Raw genomic sequence first — 19,637 nt, forward strand, 5'->3', positions numbered from 1 at the left:
TCGGTTCACTTGGCATAGCGGCGTTGCCATTCTCCCGGTGTCGTGCCGACCATCGACGAAAACACCCGAATCAGATGGCTTTGATCCGTGAAGCCGCACATCACCGCAATTTCCGCGCCCGTGTGCTCGCGTTTTCTCAATAGCCCTTTAGCGACTTCAACACGTCGCAACAGAAGCCACTGATGCGGAGCCACGCCCGTTGACACCTTGAACGCGCGCGCAAAATGAGCGGGCGACAGTGCACACTCGGATGCGACTTCGGCAATCGAAACTGCCCCTGACAGCTTGGACGAGATGAGGTCTTTTGCACGGGCCAATCGCGCGGGCGCCAAAGCGCCTGCCGGACTCGCCGCTTCCGGACGAATGCCGCAATATTTGCGCGCGAGGTGGGCATGCAGTGCATTTATCAGTCCGCTGAGGAACAGGTCGTTGGCCTGATCCGGTGCGTCCATTGCGGGTAGCATCAATCGCGCCAATTGATGGACGACGGGATCATAGACACCGTCCGGAATCACGAGATCGATTATGGGTTGCACGCCATCGCGCGCCGCGATAGCTTCGAGTCCCGATCGAGGAAAATAGAACTGAATGCAGTCGATTGCGCCCGTGACATGCGAGGAGGGCGATTGCTCCAGATCGACCACAGCCAGTCCTCCCGTCGGCCAGGGATCGACTGGTTTCGGACGGTCGTCCATCCACATCTTATGGCTGAGAAGCGGGCATAACTGCAGCACGACAATCAGCGCGCGCTCTTTCTTGATCGGCAATGAACGCGGGAGTCCGGCGGGCCCGGAGACCAAACGGGTTGCGGCGAAGGACGTGTCACCGCCGATCTGTACCAGCTTATGCGACCGGGCGCGACGAAGCCCGAATATCCGGGCGATCGAGTCACCGTATGCGTCGCTTTTCATCCTGCTGTATTCCGATCTGCATCGCGCCAATCGTTGCCGGGAGTAAAGCTGGCCGGCGTCTTAACGTTTGAGCATAGGCAGGCAGCTTGATATTTTCAAGGCGCGCCAGGTGCGATCGAACCGGCGCGAAGCCGTAGCAGCGATCCCGTCGAAACTGTTCCGATCAGACAATATCGGTAGCGTCATGCTTTGTTTCCAGGGTTATCAGGAAGATCCAACTTTCCGCAGGTTTATCCAATCATCGGCGATTCAGAGCTATCAGAATGGAACCGAAGACTCGCCAGCGCCATGAAAGTACGGTATTGGTCATGCGGAAGGTCCGGGGCAGTAAAGATGTCCACGCCCCGGATCCATAGCACGTGAGCGACTTCTTACGCTGCCCCTTTACCTCTTGCGAAAAGGCCTTGTGATGAATTTCGATCGAAGCGATACGGCGGTGGTCTTCATCGACCCGCAAAACGACGTTCTGAGCCCGTCCGGAAAAAACTGGGGGGCGGTAGGCGCGAGCGTCACGGAGAACAAGACGGTTGAAAACATGTCGAGAATATTTGCGGCGGCTAAATCCGCAGATTTCAATGTTTTCATATCGCCGCATTACTTCTTTCCGACCGATCGTGCGTGGAAGTTCAATGGCCCACTGGAAGCAGACGAGTTTTTAACCGGCACGTTCTCACGCGAGGGTCCCTTGAACCTGTCGGGCTTTCAAGGGTCCGGCGCGGACTGGCTCGAAGAATTCAAGCCCTACATCGAAGACGGCCGCACCGTCGTCGTGAGTCCTCACAAGGTTTTCGGGCCGCAAACCAACGACCTCGTACTGCAATTGCGCAAACGCAATGTGCGCAAGGTGATCCTCGGCGGCATGCTCGCCAACATGTGTGTCGAGGCGCATCTGCGGGATTTACTCGAACAGGGCTTCGAGGTCTACGTCGTATCCGACGCGACCGCGGGGCCTCGCCATCCCGTTTGGGGCGACGGCTATAAAGCCGCGATGATCAACTACGCGTTTCTCGCCCACGCTGTGGTGACGACTGACGAGGTCGTCGCGAAGATGGGTTGAAGTTCTGCTTGTGGGCGTCTGAGTCGCGATTCAGTCGCCCATCAGCCCAAGGAGCATGGTTATGAACAGTGTCGATTCGAGTGCCACGTCAAAGGCTATCTTTCCTGTCACCCATCACCGAACGGCGACGATCGAAGGACTAAAGATTTTTTACCGGGAGGCCGGGCCGCTGGATGCGCCTGTGGTTCTGCTATTGCATGGTTTTCCGACGTCGTCCCACATGTTCAGGAACCTGATTCCCGCACTTGCCGACCATTACCACGTGATTGCACCGGACTATCCCGGTTATGGTCAAAGCGACATGCCGGATCGCGGGGAGTTTGCCTACACGTTCGACCGGTTCAGCGAACTGGTGGACGGCCTTCTTGATCAGCTCGGCGTGAACCGGTACGCGATGTATGTCATGGACTATGGCGCGCCGGTCGGCTGGCGACTTGCTCTCAAGCATCCGGATCGCGTGACGGGCTTCGTCGTCCAGAACGGGAACGCATACGACGAAGGCCTCAAGACGTTCTGGGATCCTATCAAAACCTATTGGGCTGACGGCTCGGATGCGAGCCGCAAAGCGTTGCTGTCGCTACTCACGCTTGAGACGACTATCTTTCAATATACCGATGGCGTTTCCGATCGCACGCGTATAGCGCCGGACAACTGGGTCCACGATCAAGCCTTGCTCGATCGCCCCGGCAATAATGACATCCAGCTCGACCTGTTCTATGACTACAGAACCAATCTGCCGCTATACGCGCACGTGCAGGCCTATTTCCGGGAGTTCAAACCTCCGATGCTGATCGTGTGGGGCAAGAACGACTTCATTTTCCCGGTGGACGGCGCGCATCCGTACAAGAACGATCTGCCGGACGTCGAGACCCATTTAATCGACACGGGCCATTTTGCGCTGGAAGACAAGGCGGATGAGATGGTGCCGCTGATACGGGACTTTCTTGCGCGAAACGTGGATTCGAAGCGTCGATGAGGTGAGGCCGACGTCTGCGAGCGGCGCTACTTTGAATACGTCGTGAACACGAAATCCGCGGTAGCCGGCAATTTCGCGTGGCAAGCAAAGCAGCTATTGACGATCTTCAAACTCGGATTAGCCTTGCCGTTCTCGAACTGCCCGTAGCCCCATCCGCCCGTCTTCGCGTAACGCTTGGAGTCCTTCACCTCAATCTGAACGTTGGTTGGGGCTCCAGCGACGAAAGATTGTTCGCGGCCGAAAATGGCATTGTTCCGTTCAGACGATACGTACTCGTAGGCAAGCCGAACGATGATGGAACCATCGGGGAAGGGCAACGTGCCTTCCTTGAGCGCTTTCATTGCGATGTCGTTTGCGAGGATGCCGCGGATGTCATTGTTGTTGCCCGCCTCATGCGCAACGCTGACGAATTGCCAGTCGCGATAGCCTGGGGGAAGCGTTACGCCGAACACCGGCGAGGCCCGCCCGTCTGAGCCCGACGAGGTGCTTTCTTCTGCCGCGGTCGATAGGGCAATCGAACCGGAGAGTGACGTCGATATCAACGCCAGGACGATAAGTTTCCGAGTCATCTTGAGGGCCTCCGAATCGAATGCGCACCGCTCGAGCCTGATTTCAAGCTAGTTCTGCGACTTATCTTTGTCAAGGTTAGCCATGGTGTGCGACCTCAGCAGGCGCTGGCGGTCCTCGCGTCTCAGTCGTCCCGCTGCAAAATCGTCCAATACTTTCGGCAACGGAACACTTAGCATGCTCTCCAAGGTCAGCGCGAGAGGCGATCGAACGAGCGCTTTTCCCTCTCAACGCCTTCATTCCCGCATGCACCTGGAGATCGATTTCTCATGGCTAAAATTCACCTTGTTCATGCCCACCCCGAACCACGCTCATTCTGTTCGGCAATGGCCCGCGAAGCCGAACGCGTACTGAAATCACGCGGCGACGAAGTGAGCTTTTCGGATCTGTATGCGCTCGACTTCGATCCTGTGGCTCGCGCCAGCGAGTTCGCCGAGCGCGCGAAAGGCGACTATCTGATCTATGCATTGGAGCAACGGCATGCGCGCGAGCACGATGCGCTTGCACCCGACGTGCGGCGAGAAGTCGAGGCCTTGCTGGACAGCGACACGCTCGTGCTGGTGTTTCCGCTTTACTGGTTCTCGGTGCCCGCGCTGATCAAGGGCTGGATCGACCGCTGCTTCCTGTCGGGCGCCATGTATGGCGGCAAGCGCATCTACGGGCGCGGTGGCATGGCGGGCAAGCGCGCTGTGATCGGCGTGAGCCTGGGCGGACGGGAACACATGTTCGGGCCCAAAGGTATTCATGGCGAGCTGGCGAGCGGCATGCTGCGTCATCTGCTGCAAGGCACGTTGGGATATGTGGGTTATGACGTGGTTGAGCCGTTCTTTGCCTGGCACGTTCCCTATTGCTCGGACGCGGAGCGGGCCGACACACTGGCGCGCTGGTGCGATTTCGTCGAGCGTCTCGAGACGCAACCGCGTATCGCGATGCCGCTGCTGGAGGACTATGATGACGTGTTCAGAGCACTTCCACGGACGGTTTCACCATGAAAGCCACATCGGCGATTCGTTCGGTCAAGGTCTGGCGCGCACCCGACGTCATGGACGCGGTCATGCTCAAGGGCCAGTTCGTCGGCCACCGGTATCCGCCGCACGCACACGATACGCATTGCCTCGCGGTCATTACCGGCGGGGCGTTGGCCGTCGAGGTTGGAGGGCAGCGGCGCGTATGCCGGCGCGGTGACGTCATCGTCATCGACGCCGACGTGGTGCATTCGGGCGCCGCTGCCGGCGACGGCAAATGGAAGATGCGCGTCGAACACGTGCAGCCTGGGGAACTGGCGGCCTATTGCGATCGGCTTGGCATTGCGCGACGCGAGCGCTTCGAGCTGGCGAGCCCGTTCGTCCTCGATGCGGAACTCTCGCGGCACCTCTACGGCGTCAACTGGTGTTCCGAAACAGACGACGATCCCTTCAAGCGCAGTGAGGCCCTGGCCTGCGCGATCGTGGGCCTTTATGCGCGCCGCCCCGGGCGCTCCGCCGACCTGCCGCCTGTGCGCAACGAGCCTGCTCTGGTACGCGCGGTAAGGCGCCGTTTGAGCGACGACCTTCACGCGCGGGTGACGCTGTCGACGCTCGCCTCCGAGTTTGACGTCACGCCGTTTGTTCTGTTGCGCGCCTTCGTGCGCGAAGCGGGCCTGAGTCCGCATGCCTTTCAGCAACAGGAGCGCCTGCGTGCAGCCATGCCGATGCTGCGCGACGGCAGGCCTATTGCAGAGGTCGGCGCACGAACCGGCTTCGCGGACCAGTCGCACTTCACGCGCGTTTTCAAGCAGCTAACCGGCGTGACCCCAAAGGTCTATCAATCCGCCTTTTTATAAATCGTTCGGCCCCACATCGGCTCACGGCATCGGTCACTTTTCGTGCGCGAGCATCAGGTTCAGGTTCTGAACCGCAGCGCCGGATGCGCCTTTGCCAAGGTTATCGAACACCGCGGACAGCAGAACATGCCCGTGTTCCGTGTTCGAAAATACGCTCAGGCGCATGTCGTTCGTACCGTTGAGCGCTTGCGGATCCAGGTGCGTCGATGCACCCGCTTCATGCGACGGCGAGACATGCACGTGGGCTGCGTCCGCATAATGCCGCGCGAGGCAGGCTTGTAACGTGGCGGCGCTCACATCGGGTGAGAGCAGCCGCAGGTCCAGCGGCACTGTCAGCACAATGCCCTGACGAAACGAACCATACGCAGGGACGAAGATCGGCCGATGCGTGAGTCCGGCGTGCGTCTGGATTTCCGGGGCGTGCTTGTGTGCGAGTGCCAGACCATATACCTGGAATGCAGGTGCGTTGACGGCACCTTGCCCCTCGTGTTCCTCTACGCCGGCACGACCGCGTCCGGAGTAGCCGGACACCGCATGAATGCTGATGGGGTAGTGGCCCGGTAAGAGCCCGGCCTGCATCAAGGGACGCAGCAAGCCGATTGCCCCCGTCGGATAGCAGCCGGGATTGGTGACCCGGCGGGCGCTCGCGATGCGCTCGGGTTGTACCGGCGTCATTTCCGGAAAGCCGTATGTCCAGCCCGGCTGTGTGCGGTGGGCCGAGCTCGCGTCGATGACTCTGACGGCCGGATTGACGATGGCATCCACGGCCTCGCGTGCAGCGGCATCGGGCAAACAGAGAATGGCGATGTCGCAGGCATTGATGGCTTCTGCGCGACGGCGCGCATCCTTGCGTTCTGCGGCGGCGAGCGTGAACAGCGTGATATCGGTTCGATTGCGCAGCCGTTCGTGGATTTGCAGTCCGGTGGTGCCTTGATCGCCATCGATGAAAACAAGGGGAGCGCTCATACGCGGGATACTCCGAGTGGTGGTAGCGGGCAGAACGAACGCCCATTGTTTCCCGAACCGCTAAACTAATGAAAGTTGAATATCATGACCTAGACATTCAGTTTTTCTGAATCCGGACGCGAAGATGCGAGAGATCAGCCTGGACCGTTTGCGCACCTTGATCGCGATTGCCGAGCGCGGCTCGTTTGCCGATGCGGCGCGCGCGTTGAATCTGGCGCCGCCGACGGTCAGCCTCCATATCGCTGAACTGGAAGACCGCATCGGGGCGCCGCTGCTGTCGCGAAAGCGCGGGCAGGTAAGACCGTCGGCGATAGGAGAGGTACTGGTGGAGCGCGCGCGTCGATTGCTGGCCGACGCGGAGCGGGCGCTGGACGATATTCAACGCCAGGTGCAGGGGCTGGAAGGGCGCGTGCGGCTCGGTGCATCGACCGGCGTGATCGCGTATTTGTTGCCGCAAGCCCTCGAGGCGCTGCGCCAGCACCATCCCGCCATCGATATTCAGCTTGCGGTGCTCACGTCCCAGGAAACGCTGTCCCGATTGGCGGATGGGACGCTGGATGTCGGGCTGGTCGCGCTGCCTCAGCCCCCCGTGGCCGGACTCGTGATAAAACCCTGGCGCCGCGACCCTGTGATGGCCTTCGTACCGGTGCATTGGCGATGCCCCGCCCGTGTAACGCCTGAATGGCTCGCCGCGCAGCCTCTCATTCTCAATGACGCAACTACCGGTCTATCGCGCCTCACAACGGAGTGGTTTGCGACCGCGGGACATCATCCTGCGCCGCGCATTCAGCTCAACTACAACGACGCGATCAAGAGTCTGGTCGCGGCAGGCTATGGTGCGGCGCTTTTGCCTCACGAGGCCACGACGCCATCACCGGACACGCGCATCGTCATGCGTCCGCTGCGCCCGGCCTTGTGGCGTCGGCTTGGCATTGCGCACCATGCCGGGCACGTTGAGCGCGCCACGCAACACGTACTCGATGTCTTGTGGGATCTGCGATTAGCGTAGGCGTTGCAGGCGCCCGATCGGCCCATCTTTAGCGCTTCAATTCGAAGATGCTGTCGATCTCGACCGGGATGCCCATCGGCAACGTATGCACGCCGAGCGCGCTTCGCGCCGGAAGCTTGTCTTGTCCAAACAATGTCAGCAAGAGATCGCTGGCGCCATTGGCGACTTGCGGATGCTGGGTGAACGACTGTTCGGCCCGCACGTAGACCGTCAGCCGGCTGCATCGCTCGATGTTGTCGAGCCCGCATGCCTGATCGACGCAGGCCAGGATCATGAGCATCGTCAGACGTGCCGCGTGCTGAGCCTGTTCCAGAGATATATCGTCGCCGACTACGCCGACGATTGGCTTGCCATCCTCGAAAGGCCCGAGACCGGAGACATAGACTTGACTCCCCGACACGGAGACCGTTCGATAGGAGCCGAGCGGGTTGATGGGCGGCGGCAATGTAAAGCCCGCTTGTGCAAGGCGTTCGGATACGTTCATGTTCGGTTCAGAGTGATGTGGCGTTTTCAGGCCGTGAGCGAATCATCGAATAGGGGCGCATGTCTCTCGGATTGTCGCCTGAATGGCAGGAAGATGCTCACGTGCTCTGATCACGCGGCACATCATGTGCAGGCCCGGCCCGAGATGCGCGGCGCCGTCTAGCTGGATCAACTGGCCGGTCAGCATGCAAGATTTGAACTTCGTGCTTGCGGCAGGGCGTTCACCGATCCGAAGCCACTTCCTTCCACGGCACGAACACGTCGGAGAGCTTGACCGCCTTCAGCGACTTCCGCGTCTGCTTCATGACATCAGTCCTGACGCCGACTAGCACGTCATGCACGCTGCAATGATCCGACCATGCGGAAAATGGATTGTCGATATGAAAGAACGAAGCGTCCGCATCGCCGGCGGCGACGTAGATATCGAGCAGCGTGATTTGCGTTGGCTTACGATTGAGCATCACGCCGCCGGCACCGCCTCTGACTGACTTCAACAGTTCGGCCTTCACGAGCAGCGAGACGAGCTGGCGCGCTCGCGCCGCATGCGTATCGACCCACTTCGCGATGGTCGCCGTGGACAACTGTTGCGGGTCATGCGCTGCGACGAACGACATGATGTAGCAGCACGTCACGAATTTGGTCGACTTCATGAGACAAGACGCGATTGAATGGTTGCCGGAATGACGGATCGTCCGCGACGCTCAGCGCCGCTGCAAAAAGCGCGCGAACGCGTCCTTCGCTGCGGGCGAGGTGACGGTCTCAACCATCGATTGCTGTTCAGACGCAAACTGACGCATCACCCATTGCTCGACTCCTTCTTTCATCAGCCGCTTGGTCCGCTGCACGGCGTCCGCAGGTAACTTCGCGAGTGCACGCGCCCGGTCGTATGCCGTGGCGCGCAGCGCGTCGGCATCCACGACGGCATTGATGAGACCCCAGGACGCCGCCTGCTCGGCGGACATGCGGCTACCGCAAAGCAGCAGATCGGCGGCTTTGACACGGCCGACCAGCAGCGGAAGGAGAACGCTTGCCGCACCTTCCGGTGTGATGCCGAGACTCGTGAACGGCATGGCGAAGAACGAACGTGGCGTTGCAAACACGAAATCCGCGTGCAACAGCATGGTCGTGCCGATTCCGATAGCGGGGCCGTCCACCGCGGCGATGACCGGCTGCCGGACGTGCATCAGCGCGCGGAAAAAGCGCCAGACGGGCGCATCGTCCGTAACCGGGGGGAAGGTGACGAAGTCCTCGATGTCGTTGCCTGCGGTGAATATGCCGTCACCGCCCATCAAAATGATCGATTCGACTTCGTCCGATGCGTCCGCATCCTGCAATGCGCGTGCGAGCTGAGCGTACATGTCGCTCGTGATCGCGTTCTTCGAAGCGGGCCGATCGATTCTCAATTCGAGCACGCCGCCGTGCATCGCCGACTGAACATAGCTGGACATAAGCGCCTCACTGTGCGTCGCCGCAGCATTTCAACCACGGCCGACGTTCGTATGTAATGGTTATCGTAACTATAACCTCATCGACCCCGGTTGCCAACGTCGGCGATAGCGTCTGCGCGGGGGGGCGTTACTTGACGGTGTATCCGCCGTCGGCGGAGAGCACTTGTCCCGTGACGAACGACGCCCGGTCGGACAACAGGAACAACGCCGCTTGAGCGATCTCGACCGGTTCGCCCGTGCGTCCGATCGGGTGAGCCGCGGCAAGTGGATGCACGGCGTAGCCTTTCGCTTCATCCAGTTTGAACGATCCTTCCGTCATCGGCGTGCGTGTGAGACCCGGCGATACGACGTTGACGCGTACGCCTTTATCGGCCGATTCGAGCGCAGCCGCCTTGGCCAGTGCTTCGAGGCCGCCTTTGCTCGCGCTGTAAAGGGATTCGCCCGGAATGAACACTTGCGCGAGGACCGACGAAGTAAAGACGATGGAGCCGCTGCCTTGCTCGTACATCACCGGCAACTGCGCCTTCAGACAATTGAATCCGCCCTTCAGATTCACGTCGATGACTTCATTCCACGTGTCCTCGTCCTGATCGATCAACATGCGGTGCCCGTCGGAGATACCGAAGTTATTGAACGCGCAATCGACACGGCCGTAGAGCGCGACGATCGTGTCCATCATCGTGTTCACGCTCGATGAATTTGCGACATCCACTTCCAGATACAAGGCTTCCTTACCGGCCTTCGTGATCGCGTCGACAACGGCTTCACCTTCAACACGGCGTCGCCCTGTAACGACGACCTTCGCACCTTCATCGGCGAACAGTTTCGCGGCTTCAGCGCCGATACCCGATGTGCCACCGACTATCAGTACGACTTTGTCTTGCAGCAGAGACATGATGTTCCTCTTGAGGATTGGTTTGAGCCGTTCAGCTTAGTCAATAGACATAGCTGCTTCAAACGAATTCCTGTTCGAACAACGCATCGTGGCCGGTACATGCGCCGTGAATGTCGCGCGAAGGTCCGCGCGACGGCGTGTTCGCGGCTAATGGACTTCGCTCGAACGCACCGAAGAATCGAACAAACCGCGATCGCACGCGCCCAACTGTTTCGAAGTGGAACAGTGCATTCATCCGTCGCACGAGCTGGGAATCGTACAGCGCAAAAACGTTCTATCCGTCCACGCATGTCGTTCGCATACTGCAGAGATGCATTGAACGAATCTCTTCACAGCAGAGAAATCATGAACAGACTGGAATTGATTGCGGCAGTATTCTCGCCATTTGGCGCGAACGGCGAACTTGCGCTCGACGCGGTGAATCGACAGATCGATCGTCTCGTCGACGATGGCGTGGACGGCGCATTCGTGTGCGGTACGACGGGCGAGGGCAGTTCGCTCGACACATCGGAGCGCAAGCGGCTCGCCTCATACTGGCGAGAGAAGTCAGCAGGCAAGCTCAAGGTCATGGTGCACGTTGGCCACACCAGTTTGCGCGAAGCGGCCGATCTCGCCGCGCACGCCCAATCGATTGGCGCCGATGGTGTGGCAGCCGTCGTGCCGTATTTCCTCAAGCCGTCGAATGCCGACGATGCCGTTGCGTGTCTTCAGCACATCGCTGAAGCGGCTCCGGACACTGATCTGTATTACTACCATATCCCGATGCTGACGAACTTCAATGTGCCGGCCTCGGAGATCGTCGTGCGTGCGCAGCAACGTATTCCCAACTTCGCCGGCGTCAAGTTCACCGACGACAATCTCTCTGAACTTGCGCGTGTGCAAGATCAGCTAGGCGCGCAAGGAAAAGTCTATTTCGGACGCGACGATCTGTTGCTCAAGGCGCTTCAGATCGGCGTGCGTGGCGCAGTCGGAATGAGCTACAACTTTTCCGGAAAGTATTTCCACCGCATGTTCGACGCCTATACGCGCGAACGCGATGTCGAAGTCGAAGATATGCAAGCCGACGTGAGCAATCTGCTCAAGCTGGCGATGCAGTATGGACTGACCAACGTACTCAAGGCCATCAGCGTCCTGGCCGGCGTGGACTGCGGTCCCTCGCGCATGCCGCTCAGGACAATCCGTCTGCTGGAGCTCGATTCGATCCTGAAGGACCGGGCGATGAAGGCCGCTGTCGAGCGGCTCATGTCGTAAGCGTTCGACGATTCCGCATTATTTAAATTCATTCTTGGAGCCTGAAGTGAGCAACCTCGCTATTCCCACCGATCACGAAGTATTTCAAATCAAGCCCGGAAAACGCACGGGACTACCCGTGATGATCGGTGTGCATTCGACTGCGCTGGGTCCGGCAATCGGCGGCTTGCGGATCAAGACTTACGACGACAGTGCCGCGGGCATCGCAGACGTGTTGCGCCTTTCGCAGGCGATGACCTTGAAGGCGGCCGCCATCGACAACGGCAGCGGCGGCGGCAAGACGGTTGTTCCCTTGCCGAAAGACTTCATGTTGACGCCGCAGATCAAGGAAGCGATTCTCCTCGACGTAGCCGATCACGTGCATGCGCTCGGCGGCAACTATCACGTTGCGCCGGACGTCGGGACGGGGCCGCTCGATATCGACGTGATTCGCCGTCGCACACCGTTTGCGGGTGGCTATTCGAAGGAAGCGGGCGGGGCGGGCGGCACGACGTACGGCACGTACATCGGTCTCGATACGGCGATCCGCACGGCGGTCCGGCGCGTGCTGAAGAAGACGTCGATGAAGGGCTCGCGCGTGAGCATCGTCGGTCTGGGCGGGATCGGTACGCTGATCGCGCGCGACTACGCGGCGGAGGGCGCAACGCTGACGGTGTCCGACATCGATCGGTCGCGCAGGGATTTTGCGGAGGAAATCGGCGCGAAGTGGGTCGAGCCGGAAGAAGCGATGCTTGCCGATTGCGAGGTGCTCGCGCCATGCGCCCTCGGCGGCGTGCTGACGCACTGCAAGGTGCCGAATTTGTCGGCGAAGATCATCTGCGGCGCCGCGAACAATCAACTCGCGACCGACGATGTCGCCGATGCGTTGAAGGCGCGCGGCATCGTCTATGTTCCGGATTTCATCGCGAATGCGGGCGGTCTGATGTACGCGTCGGGCATCGAGTTTCATCACCGCTCGGAGGCTGGCTCGGAGACGCACACGCGCGAAGGTATCGCCCGCAATGTCGATATCGTGCTGAGCGAAGCGGAGCGGTCGGTGATATCAACGCATTCCGCCGCGATCGATCTCGCACTCGCGCGTCTCGACGCCGCAAGCAAGCGAGTCTGACGTCGCACAATCGAAGCTTCACCGCATGCGCAAAGCGCGGCTAGCGTGCGGTGAACCTTCTCGTGAGATGCCCAGGCGGAAAGCCGAAACAACTCTTGAACTGGCGGCCGAAGTGGCTGTGATCGGCAAAGCCTGCGAGCAACGCGACGCGGCTGATGTCTTCGCCTGCGTACAACATCGACTTGGCTTGCGCAATGCGCAGCACGAGTTGATAGCGATGCGGCGGCAAGCCATACGCCTGACTGAAGCGCCGGCAGAAATGCGCGGGCGAGAGCGACGCGTGGCGTGCGAGTTCGTTCAAAGGGATCGCTTCATTGAGATTCGCCTTCAGATGTGCGAGCGCGGCGTCGAGGCGACGTTCGTATCGTTGCGCGTAGAAATCGTCGGAATCGACCGGCGCGAATGCGTGACGGATCAGAATCTGATCGACGACACGCTCGAACGCGCGGTCCAGCGACGGAGACGGATGCTTGCCGGCGCGCTCGCTCTCGATTGCCGCGAACACGAACGACGCCATTAAATCGACGAGCCACGGATCGCTTACACCAGTGGCGGGCAAATTGACTTCATGAAGGCCGAGGGCGTCGGCGCGCTCGCGCAACTGCTCGTCGCTGACGTAGAGCATGACGTATTGGCAGGGCTGCTCGCCGACCGCACAGCCCGCATGCGGCCGATACGGCGGCATCAGGATCAACTGCCCTGTCTCGATGATGTTGCGCTCAGGCCCGATGGCATTGTTCTGCGCGCCGGACAATACCGCACCGAACGACCACGTCTCATGCAGATGCGGCGCGAAACGGTGTGTGCCAAAACTCGCGTGCATGACTTCCACGCCCGCGCGCAAGTGCGCACCGGCGGTGAAATGCACGAAGTCAGTGGTCGAACCGTTCTTTGAACGCATCGTCAGGGTCGCGGGTATTCGTCGAAGTATCGGGCGATCTCGTTGCGGATGATAGAACGTTTTTGTCGGATTGCGCGCAGATGCGCGTGCGCAAAATCGTTCTATCGATCGCTGAAATGACTTTGCATACTTCATTCATCGGGAGAGGGAGGTGATGCATGAGCAGCGGGAGCGACGGCCTGTCGACGATATTCGGCGCGGAACTGCGCAAGATACGCGCGCGCGAACGATTCGTGCTCGACGGACAGCGTCCTTCAGGTCTGGTCAGCGAGTCGATCATTCAATCGTGGGAACGTTGCCTGAGCCGGGGCCGTTCGACGCACGAATGCGTTGTGCCGACGCTCCTGCCGAAGCACGCAATGAAGCACAGTCTGCGGCGTAGCCAGAAGATCGTCGATGCGGCCGATCCGGCGTTGCGCAAGCTCGACGCTGCGCTCACGCATACGGGCTGTGTGATGTCGCTTCTCGATCCGGCGGGCGTCGTCATTCACGCGGGTTCCGAACACCCGGCATCGGGCGAGCTCGTACGGCAATGGTGTCGCGTCGGCGTCGATCTGTCGGAGGAGGCGATGGGCACGAGCGCGCCGGCTATTGTGATGCAGAGCGGAGGTGCGGCGCAGGTCGACTGTGCCGAACATTACTTCGCGGGACACGCATCGATACGCTGCGCGGCCGCGCCTGTCCTGGACTGGCATGGCGGACTTGCAGGCATCTTGAACATCGCGGTCGAGTCCCGCGCCTTCGGCTTCGACGCGAAGGAAATCGTCATGACGTATGCCGCATCGATCGAGAATCGCTTGCTGCGCATGCAACCGGCGGGATATCGACTCATCGAGTTTCACCTCGCGACGGACATGATCGGTCCGGGTTCCGCCGGGCTGGCAGGGGTTCGGCAAGACGGGCGCGTCGTATGGATCAACGGCGTCGGCGCACGTTTGCTGGGCGTCTCGCGCGCGCCGAATTGCGATGTCGAGACAATCTTCGGAATTGCGTTCGACGTGCTGCGCATGAGCGATGAAACCGTACTGCATCGTTTGCCGAACGGTCTTACCGTTTGCATGTCGATATCCGGATCGCCCGCGCACGGACCGGCGCAAATGCATATCGCCGTGTCGCGCGATGACCGTCTCGCCGACCAGCACAACCGGCTCATCCTCGAAACGCTCGCGGCCAACGACGGCAACATCGCACGCGCGGCCCGGCGGCTCGGCGTATCGCGCGGCACGATCTATCGCGCCATGGGCACGAGCGGGTCACGTTAGCGTCTGTTCACCTGGCTGGTACGCATTCAGCAAGCGCTCGATCAGTTTCATCAGCGCATCGGGAGACGGTAATTCCGCTCCGGTCCACGCGTTGAAAGCGACGCCTTGCCACACCGAGAATAGCGCGAAGCTCAGCATATCCGGCTCGCGCGCATTCATGCCGATACACAGCTTCGTCAGATGTTCGCGCAGACTCATCGACTCGTTATCGAGCAAGTGGGCGATGGCATCGTTGCGTCGCGTGCATTGCGTCTGCATCGCCTGAATCCTGCCGATCAAGCCCGGAGACAAGCGCGAGAGGACGTGCAAGATCTGACGCCGCGCATCATCGGGTTGAGCCCCGGACGCTTCGTCGAAGATATTGCGTAATACGTTGCAGTGACGCAGAACGTATTCCAGCAGGAGCGCTTGCCTCGATCCAAACAGTCGATAAACCGCCACCTTGTGCAATCCGGCCCTGCACGCAATTTCATCGACGGAAACATTGTCGATGCCTTTATCGCGACTCAACGTGTGAACCGCATCGAGCAGCGCCGCTCGCGACGCAGCGCTGGACATGCGCGCACGGCGCGGCACGTCGATCAAGAGGTAGCAACGGTTTCAGGAATCGAACCGTCGCCGATTTTTCGAGTGTCAGAAGCGATGAGGGTATTCACGGGTGGGTGTCTCCTTGCAATTAGGTGTGGACACACGTATCGTAGTTCCACCGCTGCAGATTTGCAAATCGGTAATAGCACGAACCCCGGCGCAACCGCCGCGGCGACACAGAACTCAGACGGAGCAGCGATGAACAGGACATCGAAGAAGGTGGCGGTCATAGCGGGGGTCGGAGAGGGACTGGGACAGGCGATCGCACGGCGGTTCGCGCCGGACTATCTCGTCATGTTTGCCCGCGATCTGGAGAAGTTGCAGGGCTATGCCGCGCAGTTGCGCGATGCGGGCAGCGAAGCCACTGGCATGAAGGTGGACCTGCGCGTGGAGCGCGAGATCGTGGAGGCGCTCGCGACGATCGAGCAGGAGATCGGGCCGATTGAAGTCGCGGTGTACAACGCGGGCGCACAGCATCGCAAGCCGTTGCTGGAGATTAGCGGCGACGCTTTCGAGAAGGTCTGGCGGCTGGGTGCATTCGGCGCGTTCGTCTTCGCACGCGAAGCGGTGCGGCACATGGAGCCACGCGGCCAGGGCACGATTATTTTCACGGGCGCGACCTCGTCGCTGCGCGGCGGGGCGAACTTCGGCGCGTTCGCGGCAGCGAAATTCGCCACCCGTGCGGTGATTCAGAGCATTGCGCGGGAGTTCGGGCCCAAGGGCATCCACGCGGCCACGGTGATCATCGACGGCGCGGTGAACATGCCGGCGATCCACCGGCTGTTTCCCGATCTGGCCAAGAGCATGCCGCCCGATGGCATGTTATCGACCGATGAAGTGGCCGAAACGTATTACCAGATTCATCGGCAGCATCGCAGCGCATGGACACTCGAAGCCGATCTGCGGCCCTATAGCGAGAAGTTCTGAACGGCGTGAAATTCCGCCGACGTACCCCGTGGCCGGCGCCCGAAGCGTGCGGCCGGTTCGAATGCCTCTCTGGTGAATCACGATGAATGCTTTGATTGTGCATGCACACCCGGAAGCCGCTTCTTTTACGACGGCCATGCGCGATGCGGCCGCCGATGTGCTGACCGAAGCCGGACACGACGTGCGCGTGTCCGATCTGTACGAGATGAAGTTCAACCCCGTGGCGAGCCCGAACGACTTTCTCGGCCGCGCCAACGACGACTATCTCGTCTACGCGCTCGAACAGCGCCATGCCGATGCCAACGGCCTGCTCGCGCCCGATATCAAGGCGGAACTCGACAAGGTCGTGTGGGCCGATCTGATCATTTTCAATTTCCCGATCTACTGGTTTTCGATGCCCGCCATCATGAAGGGATGGCTCGATCGCGTGTTCGTATCGGGCCGTTGTTATGGCGGCATGCGCTTCTACGATCGCGGCGGGTTGAAGGGCAAGAAGGCGCTTGTCTCGCTGACCTTGGGCGGACAGCCGCACATGTTCGATGCGGATGGCGTGCATGGTCCGCTTCCCGATCTGCTGAAGCATCTTTTGCGCGGCACGCTCGGCTATCTCGGTTTCGACGTGTTGCCGCCTTTCATCGGCTGGCACGTGCCGTACATCAGCCAGCAAGAGCGCACCGCGCTGCTCGACGCGTATCGCGAGCGGCTGCTGACACTCGATTCTCAGCAGCCGATGGTGTTCCCCAGTCTCGAAGATTTCGACGAGTTGTTGCGGCCCAAAGCGCACGGCGCGGCGTGAGCCCTGCTCGACCGCGCAAGCAGGCATTCGCGCTCCATTCACGTATCCCTGAGAACACCATGACGAAGCATCGTTTCTTGTGGAGCATGCTCGCACTGACGAGTCCGGCGGTCTTCGCACAATCGTCCGTGACGCTTTACGGCATTGTCGATACCGGCGTCGAATATGTCTCGCATGCCAATGCGAGCGACGACCGCGTCATTCGCATGCCAGGCGTGACGGGCGAGGTTCCGTCGCGCTGGGGCTTGCGTGGCCGCGAGGATCTCGGCGGCGGCTACGCGGCCCAGTTCGTTCTGGAAAGCGGCTTCAACGTGCGTGGCGGCGATCTGGGGCAGGGCGGCCGGCTCTTCGGACGGCAGGCGTGGGTCGGGTTGAGCAGCGCGTACGGCACGCTCATGTTCGGCCGCCAGTATTCGATGACCTACCTCATGGACAGCGACGCCGACATTCTCGGGCCGAACATCTACGGTATCGCGTCGCTCGACGCCTACGTGCCGAATGCACGCAGCGATAACACCGTCGGCTACAAGGGCATGTGGAAAGGCTTCACGCTCGGCGCGACCTATTCTTTCGGACGCGATTCCGCGGGCACTGGCAACTCGCCCGGCCAGGGCACCTGCGCGGGATCGGCGCCGGGGCAGTTCACGCAATGCCGCCAGATTTCCGCGATGCTGCGTTACGACTCCACGGTGTTCGGTCTCGCCGCCGCCTACGACGAACAGCGCGGCGGCCCGAATGCGGCGGCAAACTTCTTCAATGGCAACGCGCCGATTCCGATCACCAACCCTGGCGATAAGGACGTGCGTCTGCAAGCCAATGGCTGGGTCAAGGTGCAGGGCGCGCGCATCGGTGCGGGCTGGATTGGCCGCAATGTCGTGACCAGTTCCGCCACCGTGCCGGGCGCACATTCGAATCTGTTCTATCTGGGCGTGTCGTATCCGTTCACACCCTCGTTCGTGCTCGATGGCGAAGTGTTCCGCATCGTCAATGCACCGCAGGACGCGCGCGCGACGATGGGCGTCCTGCGCGGCACCTACCTGCTGTCCGTGCGGACGGCGGTCTATCTGCAAACCGCGTATTTGTCGAACAGCGCCCGCGCGCGCTATTCGGTGAGCGCGGGCGGCGGCGGCACGACACCACCGGCCGGGCAAGGGCAGCTCGGCGTGATGGCGGGCATCCGGCAATCGTTCTGAGCGTCGATGGAAACACCGCGGCAAACGCCGCTTCGCGCGATGAAGCCGGCGATCAAACATTACTCGAACGGCAGTCAGGAGACGATTTCATGGACAGGATCAACGTGCAGGAAAAGGTCGATGGGGCGAGATTCAACCGCTTCCATTTCGTCGTATTTCTCTGGACTTCGCTCGTCGTCGTGCTCGACGGGTATGACCTCGCCGTGCCGGGCGTTGCGCTTCCCGCGATCATGGCCAACATGAAGGTCAGCGCGGCCGCCGCCGGCTTCATGGCGAGTTCCGCGCTCTTCGGGATGGCGTTCGGCGCCATCGTGCTGGGCGCGGTGGCCGACCGGATCGGCCGTCGCAAGGTCTTTGCGATCTCGATCTTCCTGTTCAGCGCGTTCACGCTGGCAGCGGGATTCGCGACCGAACCGCTGTTGTTCAGCGCCATGCGCTTTCTTGCCGGCGTCGGGATCGGCGGCGCATTGCCGAACGCGGTCGCGCATATGTCGGAATACGCGCCGCGCCGCAGCCGCGGGCGGCTCGTCGGACTGATGATGTGCGGCTATACCATCGGCAGCGTGCTGGCGGCGCTGATCGGCAAGGCCTGCATCGAGGCATACGGCTGGCGCTCCGTCTTCATCGTCGCGGGCGTGCCGCTTCTGATCATTCCCTTCGTGATGGCGTGGATGCCCGAATCGCTCGCGTATCTCGTCAAAACCAACAAGCAGGATGAATTGCGCAAGGTGTTGCAGCGCATTCTGCCGGATCAGCGCTTCGCGCCGGACGCGGTTTTCGTCGGCCAGGCGGCGGAGCGTGGCGCGCGTACGCCGCTCGGACAACTGTTCGCGGACGGGCGCGCGCAGAGCACGGTGCTGATCTGGGTCGCGTTCTTCATGGGGCTGTTCATGTTGTACGCCATGAGCACGTGGCTCGTGACGCTGCTCACACGCTCGGGCCACACGCTGGGCGCCGCGCTCACGTTCCTGCTCGTCTATAACGCGGGCGTGATTATCGGCACGATCATCGGCGCGTGGGTCGGCGACCGCTTCAGCTTGAAATGGGTGCTCGCGTTCTTCTATGCGATGGGTGCGGCGTCGCTCGCCGCGCTCGGCTACGCGCCGAACCAGACGGCGCTCTTCGTGCTCATCGCGATCGTGGGTGCGTCGGTGGTCGGCACGCAGAACCTGTGCTACGCGTACACAGGACAGTTCTATCCGCTTGCATCGCGTTCGGTCGGGCTCGGCGCGGCGGCGGGCGTGGGACGCGTCGGTGCGATCGTCGCTCCGCTTCTGATCGGCGCGCTCGTCAGCCTGAATCTGCCGCCGACGACCTGCTTCATGGCAATCGCGGTGGCATCCGCTATCGGCGCCTTCGCGATCACGGGGGTCAACCATCGGCGCTGTGCATCGGCGAATCCCGGCAACGGCAGCCTTCAGTTCGATACCCCGGATTGAGCTTTCCACCGATTTCAGTCACGCACTTTCGGAGCCTG

21 protein-coding genes are annotated in these 19,637 nt (G+C 61.0%); 12 read left to right on the forward strand and 9 right to left on the reverse strand.

Annotated elements, in window-relative coordinates:
- Positions 1-5: 5 nt before the first annotated feature.
- Positions 6-911 carry a helix-turn-helix domain-containing protein gene (locus AWB70_RS27160; RefSeq protein ID WP_053569959.1) on the reverse strand — a complete coding sequence of 302 codons (906 nt, stop codon included), beginning with the start codon at positions 909-911 and terminating at the stop codon, positions 6-8.
- Positions 912-1,320: 409 nt separating this feature from the next.
- Between AWB70_RS27160 and AWB70_RS27165 the strand changes: the two genes are divergently transcribed.
- A complete protein-coding gene (locus AWB70_RS27165; RefSeq protein ID WP_053569960.1) occupies positions 1,321-1,968 on the forward strand; it encodes a cysteine hydrolase family protein in 648 nt (215 codons plus the stop codon).
- 61 nt (positions 1,969-2,029) lie between these two features.
- Entirely contained in the window at positions 2,030-2,944 is a 915-nt protein-coding gene (locus AWB70_RS27170; protein ID WP_053569961.1) for an alpha/beta fold hydrolase, read from the forward strand.
- 26 nt (positions 2,945-2,970) lie between these two features.
- On the opposite strand, the gene AWB70_RS27175 is transcribed toward AWB70_RS27170, so the two are convergent.
- Positions 2,971-3,513 (reverse strand): cytochrome P460 family protein, encoded by a 543-nt coding sequence (locus AWB70_RS27175; RefSeq protein WP_053569962.1) that lies wholly within the window; start codon positions 3,511-3,513, stop codon positions 2,971-2,973.
- A gap of 267 nt (positions 3,514-3,780) precedes the next feature.
- On the opposite strand from AWB70_RS27175, the gene AWB70_RS27180 reads away from it, so the two are divergent.
- Together AWB70_RS27180 and AWB70_RS27185 are read left to right on the forward strand one after the other, a co-directional pair.
- The gene (locus AWB70_RS27180) at positions 3,781-4,503 is read left to right on the forward strand and encodes an NAD(P)H-dependent oxidoreductase (protein WP_053569963.1); all 723 of its coding nucleotides are present in this window, start codon (positions 3,781-3,783) and stop codon (positions 4,501-4,503) included.
- Positions 4,500-5,333, forward strand: a complete 834-nt coding sequence (locus AWB70_RS27185) for an AraC family transcriptional regulator (protein ID WP_053569964.1) — start codon at positions 4,500-4,502, stop codon at positions 5,331-5,333. Before AWB70_RS27180 ends, AWB70_RS27185 begins: the two co-directional genes overlap by 4 nt.
- Positions 5,334-5,366: 33 nt before the next feature.
- Here AWB70_RS27185 and argC read toward each other — a convergent pair whose 3' ends face one another.
- Positions 5,367-6,299, reverse strand: coding sequence for an N-acetyl-gamma-glutamyl-phosphate reductase (gene argC / locus AWB70_RS27190; RefSeq protein ID WP_053569965.1), 933 nt, complete (start codon positions 6,297-6,299; stop codon positions 5,367-5,369).
- Positions 6,300-6,423: 124 nt separating this feature from the next.
- Between argC and AWB70_RS27195 the strand changes: the two genes are divergently transcribed.
- Positions 6,424-7,308, forward strand: a complete 885-nt coding sequence (locus AWB70_RS27195) for a LysR family transcriptional regulator (RefSeq protein WP_053569966.1) — start codon at positions 6,424-6,426, stop codon at positions 7,306-7,308.
- 28 nt (positions 7,309-7,336) lie between these two features.
- On the opposite strand, the gene AWB70_RS27200 is transcribed toward AWB70_RS27195, so the two are convergent.
- The 4 genes from AWB70_RS27200 to AWB70_RS27215 all read right to left on the reverse strand — a co-directional run bounded on the left by AWB70_RS27200 (position 7,337) and on the right by AWB70_RS27215 (position 10,134).
- Positions 7,337-7,792, reverse strand: a complete 456-nt coding sequence (locus AWB70_RS27200) for a RidA family protein (RefSeq protein WP_053569967.1) — start codon at positions 7,790-7,792, stop codon at positions 7,337-7,339.
- A gap of 220 nt (positions 7,793-8,012) precedes the next feature.
- Positions 8,013-8,441: an RrF2 family transcriptional regulator gene (locus AWB70_RS27205; protein WP_053569968.1), complete on the reverse strand. Its 429-nt coding sequence runs from the start codon at positions 8,439-8,441 to the stop codon at positions 8,013-8,015.
- A gap of 51 nt (positions 8,442-8,492) precedes the next feature.
- The gene (locus tag AWB70_RS27210; RefSeq protein WP_053569969.1) at positions 8,493-9,239 is read right to left on the reverse strand and encodes an enoyl-CoA hydratase-related protein; all 747 of its coding nucleotides are present in this window, start codon (positions 9,237-9,239) and stop codon (positions 8,493-8,495) included.
- A gap of 127 nt (positions 9,240-9,366) precedes the next feature.
- Positions 9,367-10,134: an SDR family NAD(P)-dependent oxidoreductase gene (locus AWB70_RS27215; protein WP_053569970.1), complete on the reverse strand. Its 768-nt coding sequence runs from the start codon at positions 10,132-10,134 to the stop codon at positions 9,367-9,369.
- A gap of 225 nt (positions 10,135-10,359) precedes the next feature.
- Here AWB70_RS27215 and AWB70_RS27220 point away from each other — a divergent pair, with 225 nt between their 5' ends.
- On the forward strand, positions 10,360-11,385 hold the full coding sequence (locus tag AWB70_RS27220; protein WP_235024360.1) for a dihydrodipicolinate synthase family protein: 1,026 nt from the start codon (positions 10,360-10,362) through the stop codon (positions 11,383-11,385).
- A gap of 46 nt (positions 11,386-11,431) precedes the next feature.
- Positions 11,432-12,493 carry a Glu/Leu/Phe/Val dehydrogenase dimerization domain-containing protein gene (locus AWB70_RS27225; protein WP_053569972.1) on the forward strand — a complete coding sequence of 354 codons (1,062 nt, stop codon included), beginning with the start codon at positions 11,432-11,434 and terminating at the stop codon, positions 12,491-12,493.
- Between the two features lie 40 nt (positions 12,494-12,533).
- Here the strand turns inward: AWB70_RS27225 and AWB70_RS27230 are convergent, their stop codons facing one another.
- Positions 12,534-13,394, reverse strand: a complete 861-nt coding sequence (locus AWB70_RS27230; RefSeq protein ID WP_235024361.1) for an AraC family transcriptional regulator — start codon at positions 13,392-13,394, stop codon at positions 12,534-12,536.
- 158 nt (positions 13,395-13,552) lie between these two features.
- On the opposite strand from AWB70_RS27230, the gene AWB70_RS27235 reads away from it, so the two are divergent.
- Complete coding sequence (locus AWB70_RS27235; protein WP_053569973.1) at positions 13,553-14,656, forward strand: helix-turn-helix domain-containing protein; 1,104 nt, start codon at positions 13,553-13,555, stop codon at positions 14,654-14,656.
- Here the strand turns inward: AWB70_RS27235 and AWB70_RS27240 are convergent.
- On the reverse strand, positions 14,648-15,232 hold the full coding sequence (locus AWB70_RS27240) for a TetR/AcrR family transcriptional regulator (protein ID WP_235024365.1): 585 nt from the start codon (positions 15,230-15,232) through the stop codon (positions 14,648-14,650). The two genes, AWB70_RS27235 and AWB70_RS27240, sit on opposite strands and share 9 nt — an antisense overlap.
- A gap of 210 nt (positions 15,233-15,442) precedes the next feature.
- On the opposite strand from AWB70_RS27240, the gene AWB70_RS27245 reads away from it, so the two are divergent.
- From AWB70_RS27245 to AWB70_RS27260, 4 genes are all read left to right on the forward strand, one after another.
- A complete protein-coding gene (locus tag AWB70_RS27245) occupies positions 15,443-16,171 on the forward strand; it encodes an SDR family NAD(P)-dependent oxidoreductase (RefSeq protein ID WP_060854217.1) in 729 nt (242 codons plus the stop codon).
- A gap of 82 nt (positions 16,172-16,253) precedes the next feature.
- Positions 16,254-16,967 (forward strand): NAD(P)H-dependent oxidoreductase, encoded by a 714-nt coding sequence (locus AWB70_RS27250; protein WP_014192919.1) that lies wholly within the window; start codon positions 16,254-16,256, stop codon positions 16,965-16,967.
- 59 nt (positions 16,968-17,026) lie between these two features.
- Positions 17,027-18,160, forward strand: coding sequence for a porin (locus AWB70_RS27255; protein ID WP_053569975.1), 1,134 nt, complete (start codon positions 17,027-17,029; stop codon positions 18,158-18,160).
- Between the two features lie 89 nt (positions 18,161-18,249).
- Entirely contained in the window at positions 18,250-19,599 is a 1,350-nt protein-coding gene (locus AWB70_RS27260) for an MFS transporter (RefSeq protein ID WP_053569976.1), read from the forward strand.
- The last annotated feature ends 38 nt before the right edge of the window (positions 19,600-19,637 follow it).

This window comes from Caballeronia cordobensis (assembly GCF_001544575.2).
GTDB lineage: Bacteria > Pseudomonadota > Gammaproteobacteria > Burkholderiales > Burkholderiaceae > Caballeronia > Caballeronia cordobensis.